This is a genomic window from Microbacterium sp. B35-30 (genome assembly GCF_010634855.1).
In the GTDB taxonomy this organism is placed as follows: Bacteria; Actinomycetota; Actinomycetes; order Actinomycetales; family Microbacteriaceae; genus Microbacterium.
Genome location: NZ_MWLQ01000012.1, coordinates 15,389 through 32,834, shown reverse-complemented (window position 1 = coordinate 32,834; position 17,446 = coordinate 15,389). Strand labels below are relative to the sequence as shown.

The 17,446-nt window shown below is 71.1% G+C and carries 13 protein-coding genes and 1 riboswitch; of the genes, 6 read left to right on the top strand and 7 right to left on the bottom strand.

What is annotated here, in order from left to right; all coding sequences use genetic code 11:
- Window positions 1-12: 12 nt before the first annotated feature.
- Window positions 13-97, bottom strand: a riboswitch (ZMP/ZTP riboswitch).
- Between the two features lie 58 nt (window positions 98-155).
- The 5 genes from B2K11_RS07105 (at window position 156) to B2K11_RS07085 (ending at window position 7,772) form a co-directional block, all read left to right on the top strand.
- Entirely contained in the window at window positions 156-1,814 is a 1,659-nt protein-coding gene (locus B2K11_RS07105; protein ID WP_163617572.1) for a beta-N-acetylhexosaminidase, read from the top strand.
- A 48-nt stretch (window positions 1,815-1,862) separates the two neighbouring features.
- On the top strand, window positions 1,863-2,999 hold the full coding sequence (gene nagA, locus B2K11_RS07100) for an N-acetylglucosamine-6-phosphate deacetylase (protein WP_163617571.1): 1,137 nt from the start codon (window positions 1,863-1,865) through the stop codon (window positions 2,997-2,999).
- A gap of 416 nt (window positions 3,000-3,415) precedes the next feature.
- Window positions 3,416-5,968 carry a sigma-70 family RNA polymerase sigma factor gene (locus B2K11_RS07095; RefSeq protein WP_163617570.1) on the top strand — a complete coding sequence of 851 codons (2,553 nt, stop codon included), beginning with the start codon at window positions 3,416-3,418 and terminating at the stop codon, window positions 5,966-5,968.
- A gap of 23 nt (window positions 5,969-5,991) precedes the next feature.
- A complete protein-coding gene (locus tag B2K11_RS07090) occupies window positions 5,992-6,384 on the top strand; it encodes a YrdB family protein (protein WP_163617569.1) in 393 nt (130 codons plus the stop codon).
- Window positions 6,381-7,772, top strand: a complete 1,392-nt coding sequence (locus tag B2K11_RS07085; RefSeq protein ID WP_163617568.1) for an FAD-linked oxidase C-terminal domain-containing protein — start codon at window positions 6,381-6,383, stop codon at window positions 7,770-7,772. The genes B2K11_RS07090 and B2K11_RS07085 overlap by 4 nt, the downstream gene beginning before the upstream one ends.
- A gap of 120 nt (window positions 7,773-7,892) precedes the next feature.
- Here the strand turns inward: B2K11_RS07085 and B2K11_RS07080 are convergent, their stop codons facing one another.
- The 7 genes from B2K11_RS07080 to B2K11_RS07050 all read right to left on the bottom strand — a co-directional run bounded on the left by B2K11_RS07080 (window position 7,893) and on the right by B2K11_RS07050 (window position 15,100).
- Window positions 7,893-8,642, bottom strand: coding sequence for a hypothetical protein (locus B2K11_RS07080; protein ID WP_163617567.1), 750 nt, complete (start codon window positions 8,640-8,642; stop codon window positions 7,893-7,895).
- A 16-nt stretch (window positions 8,643-8,658) separates the two neighbouring features.
- Window positions 8,659-9,438 (bottom strand): glucosamine-6-phosphate deaminase, encoded by a 780-nt coding sequence (locus tag B2K11_RS07075; RefSeq protein WP_163617566.1) that lies wholly within the window; start codon window positions 9,436-9,438, stop codon window positions 8,659-8,661.
- Window positions 9,431-10,405, bottom strand: a complete 975-nt coding sequence (locus B2K11_RS07070) for an ROK family protein (RefSeq protein WP_163617565.1) — start codon at window positions 10,403-10,405, stop codon at window positions 9,431-9,433. The genes B2K11_RS07075 and B2K11_RS07070 overlap by 8 nt, the downstream gene beginning before the upstream one ends.
- Window positions 10,406-10,451: 46 nt before the next feature.
- Complete coding sequence (locus B2K11_RS07065) at window positions 10,452-11,369, bottom strand: carbohydrate ABC transporter permease (RefSeq protein ID WP_163617564.1); 918 nt, start codon at window positions 11,367-11,369, stop codon at window positions 10,452-10,454.
- Window positions 11,369-12,358 (bottom strand): sugar ABC transporter permease, encoded by a 990-nt coding sequence (locus B2K11_RS07060; protein WP_239525817.1) that lies wholly within the window; start codon window positions 12,356-12,358, stop codon window positions 11,369-11,371. The genes B2K11_RS07065 and B2K11_RS07060 overlap by 1 nt, the downstream gene beginning before the upstream one ends.
- Window positions 12,359-12,435: 77 nt before the next feature.
- Entirely contained in the window at window positions 12,436-13,770 is a 1,335-nt protein-coding gene (locus tag B2K11_RS07055; protein WP_163617563.1) for an extracellular solute-binding protein, read from the bottom strand.
- A gap of 136 nt (window positions 13,771-13,906) precedes the next feature.
- On the bottom strand, window positions 13,907-15,100 hold the full coding sequence (locus B2K11_RS07050; RefSeq protein WP_163617562.1) for an ROK family transcriptional regulator: 1,194 nt from the start codon (window positions 15,098-15,100) through the stop codon (window positions 13,907-13,909).
- Window positions 15,101-15,319: 219 nt separating this feature from the next.
- Here B2K11_RS07050 and B2K11_RS07045 point away from each other — a divergent pair, with 219 nt between their 5' ends.
- Window positions 15,320-17,443 (top strand): L,D-transpeptidase, encoded by a 2,124-nt coding sequence (locus tag B2K11_RS07045; RefSeq protein WP_239525814.1) that lies wholly within the window; start codon window positions 15,320-15,322, stop codon window positions 17,441-17,443.
- The last annotated feature ends 3 nt before the right edge of the window (window positions 17,444-17,446 follow it).

The window sequence follows — 17,446 nt, the reverse complement described above, 5'->3', positions numbered from 1 at the left end:
GGTGCCGGGAATCACATCGGCCCAGGCGTGCGGTCGAATGCCGTAGTCCGTCGCTCCCCGGTGGTGACCCACCTCAACGCCAGTCGCGACAACCCGAGCATAACCGAACCCGACCCGCTAGGCTGAGTCACATTCCTTTTGTTAGGACTCTTTACATGAAACGTCGACGAGGACGCACCGCCGCCGCGGCGCTCCTCGCCGCCTCGCTGCTGGCCGGCTGCGCTCCGGTCGCACAGAATGGAGACACTGTGTCGCTTCCTGCCGTCGTCCCCGCTCCCGCCTCGATCGAGGCGGGTTCCGGTGCGCCGTTCCGGCTCACGCCCGACACGACGGTGACCGGAGAAGCGGATGCCGCGGCCACCCTCGCGGCGATCGTCGAGGCCCGCGCGGGCTTCACGCCGGCGAAGGGCGCAGTGGAGTCCGGCATCGACCTCCGGATCGACCCGGGGTCCGGTTCCCCTGAGTCCTACCGGATCGCCGTGGATGAGGCATCCGTCGTCGTCACCGGCGCCGACGCGGCCGGCCTGTTCTACGGCGTGCAGACGCTCGGCCAGCTGATCGCCCGCAACAGCGCCGGCGGCCAGCAGGAGGGCGAGGATGCCGAATGGACGGTGCCGGCGGTCACGATCGAAGACGCGCCGCGCTTCGCCTACCGCGGCGCCATGCTCGACGTCGCGCGCCACTTCCACCCGCTCGAGACGGTCAAGGGATACATCGACCGCGCGGCGTCACTGAAGCTGAACGCGCTGCACCTGCACCTCACCGACGATCAGGGATGGCGCATCCAGCTCGACTCGCGGCCGGAGCTGACCGAGCGAGCCTCGGGCACGTCGGTGGGCGGCGACAGCACCGAGGGCCAGGGCACGCCCGGCGGCTTCTTCACGAAGGCGGACTATCGCGAGATCGTCGAGTACGCGGCATCCCGTCACATGATCGTGGTGCCCGAGATCGACATGCCGGGCCACACCCACGCGGTCGGCCTCGCCTACCCCGAACTCGCCGAAGAGCCGACCATCAGCGACCACATGCGCGAGATCATCCGCGACTACGGCGGCGAGGAGCCGCGCCCCGGCGTTCCGTACCAGGGCATGGCTGTCGGCTTCTCGTCGCTGAAGACGCGCGACGAGGCGACGTACGACTTCGTCGCGGACGTGTTCGGTGAGCTCGCCGCGATGACGCCGGGACCGTACCTGCACTTCGGCGGCGATGAGTCGCTCTCGACGACCGACGAGGACTTCGCGGTCTTCGTCGCGCGGGCCAGCGACATTATCGCCGACCTCGGCAAGACGCCGGTGGCGTGGCACGAGGCCGGGGCCGCGGCAGGCCTCGCCGACACCACGATCGGGCAGTACTGGGGCTACCTCACCCCGCAGGAGGGCGTGTCCGACAGGGCCCGCGCGTTCGTCGACAACGGCGGGCAGCTGATCCTCTCCCCCGCCGACGCGATCTACCTCGACATGAAGTACCCGAACGGTCCGGAACTGGGCCTCACGTGGGCCAACGGCCCGACGAGCATCGAGCGCGCCTATACGTGGGAGCCGTCCGACATCGTCGACGGCATCGACGACTCGGGCATCCTCGGCGTCGAGGCGCCGCTGTGGACCGAGACGATCCGCACCGCGGCCGACATCGACACCATGGCCTTCCCCCGTGCCGCCGCTGCGGCGGAGGCCGCCTGGTCGCCGGCGACCGGCGCCAGCGACCTGCGCACCTGGGCATCCTTCCGTGAACGCGTGGGCGCACTCGGCCCGCTGTGGACCAGCATGGGCATCGGCTTCCACCCGTCCGACGAGATCCCCTGGGTCACCGAATGACGTTCACCGCCACCGCCACCACCACCACCGAGTGACCTGGAGCACCCCATGAGCACCCTCGTCCACTCCATCCGCCTGCTCGGCTCCGCGTCGGTCGACAGCGATCGGCGCGATGCGTGGGCGCTGTTCGACGACGGCCGAGTCGCGGCGACGGGCATCGGCGGCACACCGCCGCGCGGCGACGACACGGTGGACGGCGCGGGCGGATGCCTCGTCCCCGGTTTCATCGACATCCATGGGCACGGCGGTGGTGGCGCGAGTTTCGACGACGGCCCGGAAGCCATCGCCGCCGCGCGCGCCATCCATCGTTCGCACGGCACCACGCGCGCCGTGCTGTCGCTCATCACCGCGCCGATCGACGTGCTCGCGGCGCGCGTGGCCATGGTCGCCGATCTCAGCGACGCCGATCCCACCATCCTCGGCTCGCACCTCGAAGGGCCCTTCCTCGACCCCGTACACAAGGGTGCGCACACCGAGTCCCTGCTGCGGGCGCCGGATGAGGCATCCGTCGACCGACTCATCGAGGCCGGACGCGGCACGATCCGCCAGGTCACCCTGGCACCGGAACGACCGGGTGCGTTCGAGGCGATCCAGCGCTTCGTCGAGGCCGGTGTGAAGGTCGCCGTCGGACACACCGACGCGGATGCCGCGACCACGCGCCGGGCATTCGACGCCGGCGCGACGCTGATCACGCACGCGTTCAACGCGATGCCCGGCATCCATCACCGCGCTCCGGGTCCGGTCGTCCCGGCCCTGCGCGACCACCGCGTGACGCTCGAGGTCATCGCCGACGGCGTGCACGTCGACCTCGAGCTGATCGCGACGCTCTTCGCCGTCGCCGGCGACCGGATCGCCCTCATCACGGATGCGATGGCGGCCGCCGGGTCACAGGACGGCCGCTACGACCTCGGCGGTCTCGCCGTACAGGTGACCGACGGCGTGGCACGACTGGAGCAGGGCGGCGCGATCGCGGGCTCGACCCTCACGCAGGACGTGGCGCTGCGCAACGTGGCAAGCGCGGGAGTGCCCCTCGACGTCGTCGCGCATGCGCTCGGCGCCCAGCCTGCGCACGCGATCGGGCGAGACGACCTCGGGCACCTCGACGTCGGCGCACTGGCGGACGCGGTGCTGCTGAACGATGACCTGACCGTGCGTCGGGTGTGGGTCGCCGGCCGCGACGCCTGACGACCGCGTCCCCGCCGCCGGACCGCGCGATGCGGCACCGCGGAGTGCGGGCGGTGTCATCGCCCGGCGGACACGTGAAGGCGGGGCCGAAGGTCCCTCCCCCGAGATACCTTCGAGCCCCGCCAAGCCCGCGAATTCAACGCGGTAGGGCGGCCGCCGACGTGCCCCACACAAGGGCGGCCAGCCACTCTGACCAAAGAGACCGCGCCACCCCCGTTCTATTACGCGAGTTCACGAGAATTTCTGGCGCCGAGGCCGCGGGCCCTTCCTGCGCGGCGTTCCGACCGCAGGGCTGCCGACGCCGCGGAGCACTGGTCAAATCGCGCAGTGGCGACCACAATGGAACGATCGCGCCGCATCGCGCTGCGAACGCGGTACGCCCGCCGATGGCGAGCGCCCGCGGAGCTGGGGGACCCATGGATCACGAGGAAGTGCGCGAGCACGATCCCGACGTCGTCGCAGACGCCGACCTGGTGCTGCGCACGCGCTTGGGCGACACTGCCGCATTCGGCGAGCTGTGGCGGCGCCACTATCGCGCCGGTGTCACCGTGGCCCGCAACATGACCTCGAGCCTCGATGCCGACGACCTCGTGCAAGAGGCGTACACGCGCATCTACCACTCCATCGTCAACGGCGGCGGGCCGACCGGGTCGTTCCGCGCGTACCTCTTCACCAGCATCCGCAACACCGCCGCGGCCTGGGGCCGCGCGCGACGCGAGACGCCGTACGACGAGCTCGACGGCGTCGAGGATCTGTCGGCCGCCGAGCACGAGAGCGAGGCCGCGCTCGACCGCAGCCTCACGCATCAGGCGTTCCGGAGCCTGCCGACCCGGTGGCAGGAGGTGCTCTGGTACTCCGAGATCGAGCGGATGAAGCCCGCCGAGATCGCCCCGCTCCTGGGGATGAAGCCGACCGCGGTCGCCCAGCTCACCTTCCGCGCGCGCGAGGGACTGCGCGAAGCGTGGATCCAGGCGCACCTGCGCTCGGTGGCGGACGGGTCGGATTGCCAATGGACGATCGAGCACCTGGGCGCCTACGCCCGCCGCAATCTCGGTCGCCGCGACCACGCGAAGCTCGAGCACCACCTCGCCGGCTGCGCCCGCTGCTCGATCGTCGCGAGCGAGGCCAAGGAGGTGTCGGGCCGCCTGGCGCTGGTGCTGCTGCCCCTCGCCCTGGGCGCTGCCGGCACGGCCGGCTACCTGGCGAGCGTGCAAGGCGGCGGCGCCCCGCTGGTCGCGCTGGCGTCGATGCCGGCGATGCCGTCGGCCGTCGTGCAGGGCGCGGCTGCGGGCAGCCCGGTGGGCATGGCCGGCGCCGCAGGATCGACGACCGTCGTGGGCACGGGTGCCACCGCAGGCGGCACGTTCACCGTGGGCTCCGGCCTGGGTGGAGGTGCGGCTGCGATCGGCTCGAGCGCCGGCGCCGGCGGCGCTGCCGCCGGAGCCGGAGCGGCCGCGACGGCGGCCGGTACGACGGCGGTGACCGCGGCGGCGGGCGGAGCAGCGTTCGCGGGGATCGGTGCGGCATCAGGGCTGGCGGCGGCGAGCCTCGTCGTGGTCGGCGGCGTCGTCGCGGCAGCCGTGGCACTCCCCCCGACGACCCCGGAGCCCGCGCCGACGAGCAAGGTCGACATCACCGCGCCCACACAGGCCGGAGTGCCCGGGATCACCGACGACACTTCCGACACACCCCTCGAGCTCTCCGAGCCCGGGCCCGGCCCTGCTGACATCCCGGTGGTGACCGACGTCGGCACCGCGGGCGGAGCGGGCACCGGGAGCGGCACGAGCGATGGCTCCGGCGACCAGCAGGCCGGTGGCGAGGGGTCGGCGGCGGAGAACGGCGACGGCAGCGCCGGCGGTGCCGGTGGCGACGTCGGCACCGACCCCGGACCTGGGAGCGGCGAGGGCGAGGGCGCGACCACCGGCAACGACGGCACGACAGGCAACGGCACTCCGACCAACGGGACCGGCAACGGCAACGGCGGGACCACCGGCAACGACGGCACGACAGGCAACGGCACTCCGACCAACGGGACCGGCAACGGCAACGGCGGGACCACCGGCGACGACGGCACGACGGGCAACGGCACTCCGACCGGCACCGGCAACGGCACTCCGACCGGCACCGGCAACGGCAACGGCGGGACCACCGGCAACGACGGCACGACAGGCAACGGCACTCCGACCGGCACCGGCAACGGCGCGGCGAACGGCAAGGTCCACGCCTCGCGGATGAGCAACGGCAACGCGAACGCCGACGGGATCGCTGCCGTGCTCGGCGCGCAGACGGAAGACACCGACACCGACACCGTGATCCTCGCCATCGGCACCCGGACCACGCCGCGCGCGTTGCGTTCCGGACAGAGCCTGCGCTCCACCCGTACCGACGCGCCGGCGTCAGCAGCGGCGACGACGCCAGCGCCGGTCGGCCTTTCTCAGGACGACGCAGGGACGGATGCCGCGGCGAGCCGCTCCGCGACCCGCTCGGCATCCCTCACCCCAGGCCGCGTCTCGACGCCCGCCGGCGCGGCCGCGGCCTCTCCGGCGACTCCGGCAAGCCCGGCGACCGCGACGACACCCGCCGTTCCCGCCACACCCGCGACCCCGGCCCGCGCGGCGGCCCCCGGCGCAGCCGCAACCCCGGCCCGCCCGGCGACCCCCGGCGCAGCCGCAACCCCGGCCGACCCCGCCGAACCGGCGGAGCCCGCCACCCCGGCGACCCCCGCCACCCCGGCGACCCCCGCCGCCGCGGGCGCATCCACCGCACCGGCCGGTCCGACCCCGTCGGAGCGGGGAGCTTCCGCAACCGCGTCCGTGGCAGCATCCCGAACGCGGGCCTCCGAACCCGCCACTCCCGAGGCTCCGACCGCTGCGTCGCCGGTTCTGCCGACGGCCGCGGCGCCGCTCGCCGACGACGCGGAACCGGTCACGGCAGCGTCGCCCGCCCTTCCTGCGGCCGCGATGTCCTAGCACCCCGCCGTAGACTGGAGGCCATGTCCGACACGCCGAACGTCACGCCCGTCCCCCCTGCCGAACCGGCACCGGGAACCCGCGCGCCGCTCTCGGCGATCGACCTGGTCGCCTTCGTCTGCGAGATCCTCGCCTTCGGCACCCTCGCGCTGTGGGGCTTCACGATGTGGCCGTTCCCGTGGAACATCGTCGCCGGAATCGCGGCACCGGCGGTCGCGATCCTGCTCTGGGCATTGTTCGTGTCGCCGCGCGCGGTGCTCGCGGTGCACCCGTTCGTGCGGGCGATCGTCGAGCTGCTCGTGTACGCGTCGGCGACCATCGCATGGTGGTCGATGGGCAACGCCTGGATCGGGCTCGCCTTCGGCGTCGTCGCGGTCACCGCGGGAGTCATCGCCGGCCGCCGGCGTCTGTCGTGAACCCGGGCGCGGACGCGCTCACCCTGCTGCGCGCGGAACTCGGCGACCGCGTCGACACCTCGCCGGAGTCACTCGCCGCCGCACGCGCCGACAAGTCGGGGCATGCGGCATCCGGTCAGCCGATCGCCGTCGTCCACGCGCGCAGTGTCGCGGATGTCCAGCAGACCCTCCGCATCGCGAGCCGCACCGGCACCCCGGTCGTCACGCGTGGCGCCGGCACCGGGCTCGCGGGCGGCGCGAACGCGGGCCACGGCGAGATCGCCCTCTCGGTGCGCGGGATGGACCGCATCCTCGAGGTGCGTCCCGACGATCTCCTCGCCGTGGTCGAGCCCGGCATCCTGAACGCCGACCTGAACGCCGCACTCCAGCCCTATGGACTCTGGTGGGCGCCTGATCCCGCGAGCCGTGCCATCTCCACGGTCGGCGGCAACATCGCGACCGGCGCCGGGGGCCTGCTCTGCGCGAAGTACGGCGCGGTGCGTGATGCGGTGCTCGGCGTCGATGTCGTGCTCGCAGACGGACGCCTGCTGCGTCTCGGGCACCGCACCGTGAAAGGCGTGACCGGTCTCGATCTGACGTCGCTCGTCATCGGCTCAGAGGGGACGCTCGGCGTCGTCGTCGGCGCGACGCTGAAGCTGCGCCGGCTGGTGCCCGGCCAGGTCTGCACGATCGCCGCCACCTTCGCCGACGTGCGGACAGCGGCCGAGGCATCCGCCGCCGTCACCGCGTCCGGTGCGCAGCCCGCGATCATGGAGCTGATGGATGCCGCTTCCCTCGCGGCCGTGCACGCTCTGCTGTCCCTCGACGCGCCCACGCCGGGCGCCGCCCAGCTCACGATTCAGACGGACGGGGCGACGGCCGTCGCCGAGGCCGACGCGATCGCCGCGGTGCTGCGCGTCGCCGGCGGGAACGTGGCGGTGTCGCACGACCCGGCGGAGGGCGAGCGGCTCCTCGCGATCCGCCGCGCGATGCACCCGGCCATGGAGGCGCTCGGCACGGCGCTCATCGAAGACGTCTCGGTGCCTCGCAGCGCCCTTCCCGCGATGTTCGACGAGATCGCGCGCGTCGAGCGCGAGCACGGCATCGTCATCCCGACCGTCGCCCATGCGGGCGACGGCAACCTGCACCCGAACTTCATCTTCGCGGGCGAGCCCGACGAGTTCGGCGTGGTCGAGGCGCCCGAGCACATCTGGGCGGCGGCCGACGACCTTTTCCGCGCCGCCCTGCGTCTGGGCGGCACCCTCACCGGCGAGCACGGCGTGGGCGTGCTGAAGCGCCGCTGGCTCGCCGACGAGCTCGGCGACGATCAATGGGAGCTGCAGCGGCAGATCGCGCGCGTCTTCGACCCGCAGGGCATCCTCAACCCCGGCAAGGTCTTCGCCCCCTGAATCCGCCCGTCGCGTCGCCGGATCAGGTGACTTCGCGGAGGTAGGACAATTCGCGCCGAAACGCCCTACCCCGGCGAAATCACCTGATCTCGGCACGGGCACGTCGGCCCAAGGGCTCTGTCAGGCGGCGGGCGGATAGATCTGCACGGGGTCGCCGTAGGGTGCAGGGGGACGTTGCGCGAGGACGATGGCCAGGATGCCGAGGGTCACCGGCGCCGCGAAAGACGCAAGCTGTCCCAGCCCGAAGAGCAGGATCAGCCCGTCGACCTCGGTCCTGCTCTGGTCGATCCCCATCGCGATCAGCAGCACCTGGGCGAGGATCTGCGGCACGACGACGGCGGCGAGCGCCCACGCGGGTGCCCAGCGCAGCCGTCCGGACACGACCCCGGCGCGCGCGATCTGCACGACGAGCACGACCGCCGCCGCGATCTCCACGGTCAGTGAGACGTACCCCCAGACCTGATAAAACTCCGCGGTGCCGTCGCCGAAGGGCATCGCCCACGTCAGCACGCGCTCCGCGAACGGCCACAGCGCGAGGACGAGCGCAGCCGTCACGCCCAACGGGCGTCGCTCGATGATGCTGCCGCCGCGCCCCACTCCGAAGGCGAAGACGAGCACGCTCGTCGAGAACGCGGCGACCGAACCCCAGTAGAGGGCAGTGTGGAACGGCAGACTCGCGCCGAACGCGTTCGGCGCCGCGAACGCGGCGACAGCACTCACGATGAGGAGCACACCGCCGAGCATGAGGGTCCGCGCCAGCCCGCCCGCGCGGGCCCGCGCCGGGCCTGCCGCCCCGGCGACGTCGCGCGGCGCGCCGGTGCCCGGTGGAACGGGTGGGGGGACCGTCACGCCGTCGGCGGCATCCGTCATGCCGTCAGACTACGGCTCAGATGCCCTGCCAGTCGGGCTTGTTGTCGTAGGCGTAGCGGTAGTAGTCGGCGCGGGCGAGCTGCGACGCCGCAGCCTCGTCGACGACCACGGTCGCGCGGGGGTGCAGCTGGATCGCCGAACCGGGCAGCGACGCTGACAGCGGCCCCTCCACGGCGCCCGCGACGGCGGCGGCCTTGCCCTCGCCGAAGGCCAGCAGCACGAGGTGCCGTGCACGGAGGATGGTGCCGAGGCCCTGCGTGATGCAGTGCATGGGCACATCGTTGATCGAGTCGAAGAAGCGGGCGTTGTCGCGGCGGGTCTGCTCGGTCAGGGTCTTCACGCGGGTGTGCGACGCGAACGACGAACCGGGCTCGTTGAACCCGATGTGGCCGTCGGTGCCGATGCCGAGGATCTGCAGGTCGATGCCGCCCGCCTCGCGGATGGCGGCCTCGTACTCCTCGCCGTGGTGCTCGATGCCCTCGGGGGTGCCGTCCGGCGTGCGGATGCGCGACGGATCGAGGCCGAGTGGCTCGACGACCTCGCGCGTGATGACCGAGCGGTAGCTCTCAGGGTGCGCCGGGTCGATGCCGACGTACTCGTCGAGCGCGAACCCGCGCACACGTGACACGTCGACGCCGTCGAGGCGCGAGCGCAGCGCCTCGTAGACGGGCACCGGCGTCGAGCCGGTGGCAAGGCCCAGCACCGTCTCGGGGTTCGCGCGGAGCAGACCCGCGATGTGGTCGGCGACGAGGGCACCCGCGGCTGCCTTGTCTCGGACGATGACGATCTCAGCCATGAACCAATGCCTCCTGGGCGTCGTGTGCGGCGTCGCCCTCGGCACCCACCAGCGCCGCGCCGAGAGCGGCGGCCGGTGAACCCGGCGGCAGCAGCTCGACCCGGTCGGTCAGGTGCAGCGAGCGCATGAACGGGGATGCCTCGGCACTGGCCGACAGCTCGGCTGCGACATCCGTCATCAGTCGATCGCCCAAGGCCGTCACACCCCCTCCGAGGACCACGATATCGACGTCCGCCGTCAGCACCAGTACCCGGACCGCGGCCGCCACACCGCGCGCGAGTCCGGCTCGCAGCTGCCGAGCCGACGGATCGCCCTCATCGGCGGCGTCGAAGACGCCGCGCACCGGCAGCGCCGAGCGCTTCGCCCACCGCTCGGCGATCGCTCCCCCGCCCGCGAACGCCTCGATGCAGCCGCGCTGACCGCAGCGGCACAGCGGGCCGTTCGGGTCCACGGAGATATGCCCGACCTCGCCGGCGGTGCCGCGCGCGCCGCGCCACAGCACGCCGTCCGACACGATTCCCGCCGCGATGCCCGTGCCGAGGTTCAGGTACGCCATCGAACCGGGCGCCGGCGAGCCGTTGCGGGTGTGCAGCGCCTGCGCGCCGAGCGCCGCCGCCTTGACGTCGTTCTCGACCTGCACGGGCAGCCGCAGTCCCGGGGCGACGACGCGCAGCTTCGGTGCGACCATCGCCGCCAGGTCCATCTCGTCGACGCCGAGGTTCACCGCGTGCACGACGCGACCGGAACCGGGCTCGATCTGACCCGGGATGCCGACCCCCACCGACCGCACGGCCGACAGGTCCACACCTGCCTCGGCCCCGAGTGAGCGCACCGCGTCGACGACCGTCTGGCCCACGGCATCCGGGCCCCAGCCGGTCGCCATGCGGATTCGCCCGGCGATCGCCCCCGTGTCGTCGACCGCGACCGCGTCGGTCTTGGTGCCGCCGATGTCCAGCCCGACCTTCATCGGCCGGCCTCCCCACGGAGGAAGGCCGTGTCTTGCTGCGCGCGCATCAGCCCTTGACCGCCCCCGCGACGAGTCCGCTGGTCATGCGGCCCTGGACGATCACGAAGAACACGATGACCGGGATCGCGACGATGGTCGATGCGGCCATCACCTCGCCCCAGTCGATCGCGCGGCTCGAGCTCTGCTGCACGAAGCCGCGCAGCCACAACGGCAGGGTCTGGTTCTCGGCGTTCATGATCACCAGCGCGACCGTGAACTCGTTCCAGCACTGCAGGAAGGCGAAGACGCCGGATGCCACGAGCCCCGGTGCGAGCAGCGGCAGCGTGATGCGCATGAAGGCCTGGGTGCGGCTGAGGCCGTCGACCATCGCCGCCTCCTCCAGCTCGACCGGAACACCCGTGACGAAGCCGCGGAGCATCCACACCGTGAACGGCACGACGGCAGCGATGTAGAGCAGGCTCAGGCCGAAGACGTTGGACAGCAGCCCGAGCTCGCTCATCATCTTGTACTGCGCGATGAACAGGCCCTCGGCCGGCAGCATCTGGATGATCAGGATCGCGAGCACGAAGGTGGTGCGGCCGCGGAAGCGGAACCGGCTGATCGCGACCGACGCGAGGAAGGCGAACAGCAGGCAGAAGAACACCGCGATCAGCGTGACGGCGACGCTGATGCCGAGCGCGCTGAAGAACGAGCCGTCGACGACGCCGCGGTAGTTGGCGAACGAGCCGCCGAACGGCAGGAACGTGGGGGTGAACGACTCCAGGGTGGCCGACGACAGCATCGACGAGTTGACCATCCAGTAGACGGGGAACACCCAGATGAGGGCGGCGATGATCGCGAGGATGCTCCAGCCCCAGGTCGCGGCCGAGCCGCGGCGCCGGCGCTTCGCCGCCGGTGCGGAAGTCCGGATGGCTGCCGGCCGGGTCGGCGCCGGCGGAGACGCGAGTTGTGCGGACGCGGACATCAGACCTGGTCCTCCTTCAAGAGACTGCGGATGTAGAACCAGCTGAGGACGATCGTCAGCGCGAGCACGAAGATCGCCATCGCCGCGCCCTGACCGAAGTTCAGGCCGGCGACGCCCATCTTGTAGATGTAGGTGCCCAGCAGGTCGTAGTCGCTGGAGTTCGACCCGGCGTCCTGGAGCATCGTGATCTGCGTGAACACACGCAGATCCCAGATCAGGTTGAGGAGCAGCACGATCATGATGACCGGGCGGATGATGGGCAAGACGATGAAGCGCAGCCGCTGCCAGCCGGTCGCGCCGTCCAGCTGGCTGGCCTCGACCATCTCGGTCGAGACCTGCGTGAGGCCGGCGTAGGCCGAGAACGCGACGAAGGGCACCGACATCCACACCACGATGATCGAGGCGACGAGGAAGAAGACGAACGGCTCGCCGCCGATCCAGTTGAACTGGTTCATGTCGACGCCCGGGATGAGGTCGAGCAGGTAGTTGACGACGCCGCGACGGCGGTCGAAGAGCCAGATCCAGACCGTCATCGCCGCGACGACGGGCATGGCCCAGGCGAGCAGCAGCGCGATCTGCAGGGTGATGCGCACGCCCGAGGGGACGCGGGTCATCAGCAGGGCGAGTGCCATGCCGACGACGACCGTGATCAGTGCCGTGACGAGGCAGAAGAGCACCGAACGGATCGCGACTTCCCAGAACGTGGGGCTCGTGGCGACCGCGATGTAGTTGTCGAGGCCGACGAAGTCGGGGGCCTTGCCGCCGAGCTGCTGCAAGGCGCCGTACTTCTGGAAGGACGTGATGATCTGCCAGACGACGGGATAGCCCATGCCGAACAGCAGGATGGCGATCGCGGGGATCAGCAGGAAGAGGGGAACCGGTGTGCGGCGTCGGGCTCCGACGGATTCGTCGGAGCGACCGCCGCGCTCGGCGCTGCCGGCGCGGAGCTTGCCTTTCGGCTTCAGTGTGGTGGGGGCAGGAACCGCCATGCCCGCCTCCTTCAGGGGGTGTCGCAGGGGACCGGGGTCGCGGACGCGTGTCCGCGACCCCGGGATTGCTGAAGGTCTCAGCCGTTGATGATGGCGTCGATCTTCTCGTCGTACTCCTCAGCCAGCGCGGGGATGTCGCCACCCGCCGCGACCTTGCCGAAGAACTCCTCGAGGATCTTCTGGCCCTCGACCGCGGCCCAGCCCGGCGCGGCCGGGGTGAGCTTCGAGTTCAGGGCCGAGTCGATGAGCGCGGTGGCGAAGATGTCGTCGCCGAGCGAGTCGACGAACTTCGTGTTCGCCGGGCCCAGGCCGTTCTCGCCGAGCATCTGCTGGTACTCGTCGGAGAAGATGATGCGCAGCAGCTCCTTGGCGCCCGCCTGCTTCTCGCTCTTCGCCGAGACTCCGACGTTCGAGCCGCCGGCGAAGACGGGAGCCGCCTCACCCGCGGTCGTGCCAGGGAGCGGGAAGACGCCGAATGTGTCGTCGTTCCACTCGCGGACCTCCGACACGGTGCCGTCGTCAGCCGTCTTCTCCTCGACGAAGTCACCGATCGACCAGTGCGCCCAGCCGGGTGCGATGATCGTGGCGGCCGTCGGCGGGTTGCCGGTCTTGTCGTTGTTGATGTTGACCCACGGCGTGCTGTCGTCCTCGGTCGCCGGAGCGTTCGAGGCGTTCTGGAACAGGTCCTGGAACTGCTCGAGGCCGGTGATGGTCTTCTCGTCGCTCAGCGTCGAGACCCACTTGTCACCGTCCTTCGTGGCGAGCTCGCCGCCGTTGGCGAAGATCCACGAGACGCCGTTGCGCCAGTCCTCGCCGCCGAGGTAGAAGCCCGACTGGTCGGCCGTGCGGAGCGTCTTGACGTCCTCGTTGAACTCTTCGAGCGTCGTGGGCACCTCGAGGCCCGCGGCCTCCCAGATGTCCTTGCGGTACGTGATGTAGCGCGAGCCGAAGTAGTACGGCAGCGCGTACTGCGCGCCGTCGACCGTGCCGACGTCGACGAACGACTGGAGCAGGTCGTCGCCGCCCAGGTCGTCGTAGACGGCGCTCAGGTCGCTGAAGGCACCCGAGGTGGTGAAGGTCGGCGACCAGGTGTTGCCGATCTCGGTGACGTCAGGGGTGTTCTTGGCATCGGGAAGCTGGTTGGCCAGCTTGGTCAGCGCATCGCCCCACGACTGCTCCTCGATCGTGAGGGTGCCGCCGGTGGCCGCGTTGTACTCGTCCTTCAGGTACTCGCGCAGTTCATCGGGGGTGTCGCCACCCATGACCCAGAAAGTGATGTTCTGGTTCTCGGCGCCTTCGGGGTCGAACCCCGCGGCGTCGTCCGATCCACCGGGGGTGGTCCCGCCGGCGCAGCCGGCGAGCACCAGTGCCGAGGCGCCGATGAGCGCTACGGCTCCGAGCGTCTTCTTCATGGTGTCTTCTTTCGTGTCTTCTGTGGGTGTTCGGGTGGGCCGGGTGACCCATCCGGGGGGAACCGGGGTTCCGGGCGTCGGCCCGGACGGTGCGACCAGCGGCTCCCTGGGGAGCCTCCGGAGCGATGGCGCTGCGTCAGGACACCCCGAGTTGTCCTGACAGGACCATGACGGCCGCGCCGCGCAGGACGATGTCCTGGCCTTGCTCCGTCATCCGCACGCGCACGCCTTCGTCGACGGACGGCGCGAGAGTGCGCGCGCGGAGGGTCTCGACGGTCTGCTCCGCGAGGGAGCCGCCGAGGAGTTCAGGGGGGCCGGAGAGCACGATCTCCGAAACGTCGAGGGTGCCGACCACGGGGGCGAGCGCAATGCCGAGCCGCTCCCCCGCGTCGCGGAGGATCCCCTCGCGGGCTTCGGAATCGGATGCCGCACCCAGCCGCGACGACAGCGAGGGCACCGACAGCCAGGCTTCGAGGCATCCCACCTTCCCGCACGCGCATTGCGGACCGCCGTCGGTGCCGACGGTGACGTGGCCGATCTCACCCGCCGCGAAGCGGCTCCCGCGCATGGGCTGGCCGGCGAGCAGCAGCCCCGAGCCGACGCCGCGCCCGACCTTGACCAGCAGCACGTCGTCCGGAGCGCCGCCGAACGTGTACTCCGCCAGCACCGCCGCATTGGCGTCGTTGGCGACCAGGACGGGCACCCCGAGAGCACTGCGCAGCGCCCCTTCGAGATCGAAGCCCGCCCAGCCGAAGTTCGGCGCAGTGAGGATCACACCGCGGTCGTCGACGACACCGGGCGTGCCGACGCCGATGCCGAGCACGGGCGCGTGGGAGTCCGCGACGAGTCCACGAGCGAGCTCGACCACGGTCGAGACGACGTCCTCGTCGGCGGGAAGCGCGACTTCGCGCCGGGCGACGATGCTGCCGTCGAGCGTCAGCACCGCGCCGATGAAGGTGTCGCTGCCCGACAGGTCGAGCCCGATGATGCGGTGCCCGGCGTGGTCGAGGTCGACGAGGATCGCCGGCTTGCCGGGGCCGGAGGCCTCGCGCACGCCCATCTCTGCGACGAAGCCGTCGGCGATGAGCTCTGCGACCAGATCCGAGATGGTGACGCGTGTCAGCCCGGTCTCGCGGGAGAGGTCGGCCCGGCTCATCGCTCCCTGATGGAACAGCGTCTGCAGGACGAGAGCGCGGTTGTGACCGCGGGCGTGCTCGGGGAGTACTTTGGTCCCCTGACGCAGCGTGCGTCCGGGGGCGAACGCTCGAGCATTCGCGGTGTGCGGCGCGTCGACGAGGGAAGGTCCGCGTTGCGCTTCCGTGGGTGACATGTTTGTTAGTAGACCTTACGAACCGCCTTTTCGCAAGTCTTCGGCGATATTTGAACGGATGCTTTACAAAACCGTGACCTGCGTGTCCACGGCAATTGCGGCGCGGTGCGTCGGTTTCCGTGCGTGACCGGCGATTCGTCTGTGATGAGGACGTGACCTCGCGACCGGTTCGCGTCCCTTACCATGAGGGAACGCGTTGATCACATTCGGGGGTGAGGCGTGACAGATCTGGCGACCCAGTCACATGCCGGAAAGGCGTCCGGGGATGACGCCGTCGACACTGAGCAGGACGTCGACACCGAGGCGACCGCCACGGCCGATTTCGAGCCGTCGGACGCTTCGGACGCTTCGGACGAACAGGATGCCGTGACTCAGGCGGACGCCGTCACGGCGGACTCCGACGTGCCCTCGGCGGGCACTGAGGTCTCCCCCGCCGTCGAGGCCGAAGCCGACACTGCGGAGCCTGAATCCGCAGCGGAGCCCGAGGCTACCGATCCCGAGGCCACGGAGCCCGAGGCGGAGGCCGAAGAGACCGAGGCCACGGACCCCGAGACCGAAGAGCCCGAGGCGAAGGTCGAAGAGCCCGAGGCTACGGAGCCCGAGGCCGACGAGACCGCGGCCACGGAGCCCGAGGCCGAAGAGACCGCGGCCACGGAGCCCGAGGCGGAGGATTCCGACGCCGAGCAGCCCGCGGCCGAAGAGCCTGACGCCGATGAGCCGGAGTCGGAGGTCGAGACGGACGACGCCGACGGGCCGGAGGCCGAGGTCGACTCCGACGTCGCAGAGGTCGCGTCCGAGAACGCGCCCGACGCCGACCTCGAGACCGTCGCCGTGGCGACCGCCGTGCTGGCACCGGCCGCATCCCTCGACGTCGCGCCCGCTCCGGCCGTGGCACCCGCACCCACAACCGACTTCGCTCCCTCGACAGCTCCCGCCGAAACCGCGGCGGATGGAACCGTGTACTCCTGGGCTCCCGCGGAGCCGAAGCCCAAGAAGAAGCACACCGCAATCTGGATCAGCGCGGCAGCCGGCGTCGCCGTCCTCGGCCTCGTCGTCACCTCGCTGCTGCTGATCGCCCCGGGCACCACGGTCGCCGGCGTCGCGGTCGGCTGGATGACACCCGGTGCCGCCGCCGGCGCGATCGAGCAGCGGCTGGCCGAGACCACGGTGGTGCTCACCGGCGACGGCGGCGACGTCGAGCTCACAGGCGCCGAGCTGGGAGCGTCGGTCGACGCCCAGGCCCTCGCCGACGCGGCCTTCGCCGAGCACCCGATGTGGAACCCGACGGCGTGGTTCGCTCAGACCGGCGCCGAGGTCGAGATCGACACGCCCACCGCGGTCGAGTCATTGCAGAATGCCGCGCCCGACCTCTTCACGGACCCGATCGACGCGACGGTCGCATTCGACACCGCGTCGACGTCGTATGTCTCGACGCCCGCCGCGTCCGGCAGCGGCGTCGATGTCGCCACCGTGCAGCAGGCGCTTCAGGCCGCGTTCGAAGCCGGCAAGGCGAGCGTGAACGTCGACCCTGTCATCGCTGAGATCCCTGCGGCGATCTCGACCGAGACCGCCGCCGACACGGCGACGAAGCTCAACGGCGTGCTCTCGAACATCGGCTTCTACGTCGGCGACGAGCGCACCGTGCCCGTGGATCCCGCGGTGGCGGCATCGTGGATCACGCTCGACCAGGGCGACGACGGCGCGATCATCGTCGATGTCGACGAGCAGAAGATCCAGAGCGTCGTCGACACCCTGCCTGGCCTCGTGAACCGCGACGCCGTCAACGCGACAGTCGTGACGAACAGCGCAGGCAAGGCGCTGCCCAACCCGGTTTCCAGCGGCGTCGAGGGCCGCAGCCTCGACAGCACCGACGGCATCGCGGCCGCGTTCGCCGACCAGCTCGCCGGCGGTGACGGCGTCTACCAGCTGCCGGTCACCGCGACCCCGTTCACGACGACGAACCTCGCCCGGCGGATCGATGTCAACCTCAGCACGCAGCGGGCGACGCTCTTCGAGAACGATCAGGTCGTCCAGTCGTTCGTGATCTCGTCGGGGGCCGCCAGCACCGGGACCCCGACCGGGAACTTCACCGTCTACGCGTACACGTCCATCACCGACATGGGCGCCCTGTGCTACAACCCGAACGCGGTGAACAGCTACTGCACCGAGGACGTGCCGTGGGTCACCTGGTTCTATCCGGACATCGCCTTCCACGGAGCCAGCGCCTTCCGTTCCTCCCTCGGATTCCCGCAGAGCCACGGTTGCGTCAACATGTGGGACGACGCCGCGAAGTTCATCTACGACTGGTCGCGCGTCGGCACGGAGGTGTCGGTGCATAACTGACCC

Bases quoted from the DNA above. Each gene is read 5' to 3' on its own strand.
- B2K11_RS07105 (WP_163617572.1), top strand. From the start codon at position 156: ATGAAACGTCGACGAGGACGCACCGCCGCCGCGGCGCTCCTCGCCGCC.
- B2K11_RS07065 (WP_163617564.1), bottom strand. From the start codon at position 11,369: ATGTCCGCGTCCGCACAACTCGCGTCTCCGCCGGCGCCGACCCGGCCG.
- B2K11_RS07090 (WP_163617569.1), top strand. From the start codon at position 5,992: ATGTCCGACACGCCGAACGTCACGCCCGTCCCCCCTGCCGAACCGGCA.
- B2K11_RS07055 (WP_163617563.1), bottom strand. From the start codon at position 13,770: ATGAAGAAGACGCTCGGAGCCGTAGCGCTCATCGGCGCCTCGGCACTG.
- B2K11_RS07060 (WP_239525817.1), bottom strand. From the start codon at position 12,358: ATGGCGGTTCCTGCCCCCACCACACTGAAGCCGAAAGGCAAGCTCCGC.
- B2K11_RS07050 (WP_163617562.1), bottom strand. From the start codon at position 15,100: ATGTCACCCACGGAAGCGCAACGCGGACCTTCCCTCGTCGACGCGCCG.
- B2K11_RS07070 (WP_163617565.1), bottom strand. From the start codon at position 10,405: ATGAAGGTCGGGCTGGACATCGGCGGCACCAAGACCGACGCGGTCGCG.
- B2K11_RS07095 (WP_163617570.1), top strand. From the start codon at position 3,416: ATGGATCACGAGGAAGTGCGCGAGCACGATCCCGACGTCGTCGCAGAC.
- B2K11_RS07075 (WP_163617566.1), bottom strand. From the start codon at position 9,438: ATGGCTGAGATCGTCATCGTCCGAGACAAGGCAGCCGCGGGTGCCCTC.
- B2K11_RS07080 (WP_163617567.1), bottom strand. From the start codon at position 8,642: ATGACGGATGCCGCCGACGGCGTGACGGTCCCCCCACCCGTTCCACCG.
- nagA (WP_163617571.1), top strand. From the start codon at position 1,863: ATGAGCACCCTCGTCCACTCCATCCGCCTGCTCGGCTCCGCGTCGGTC.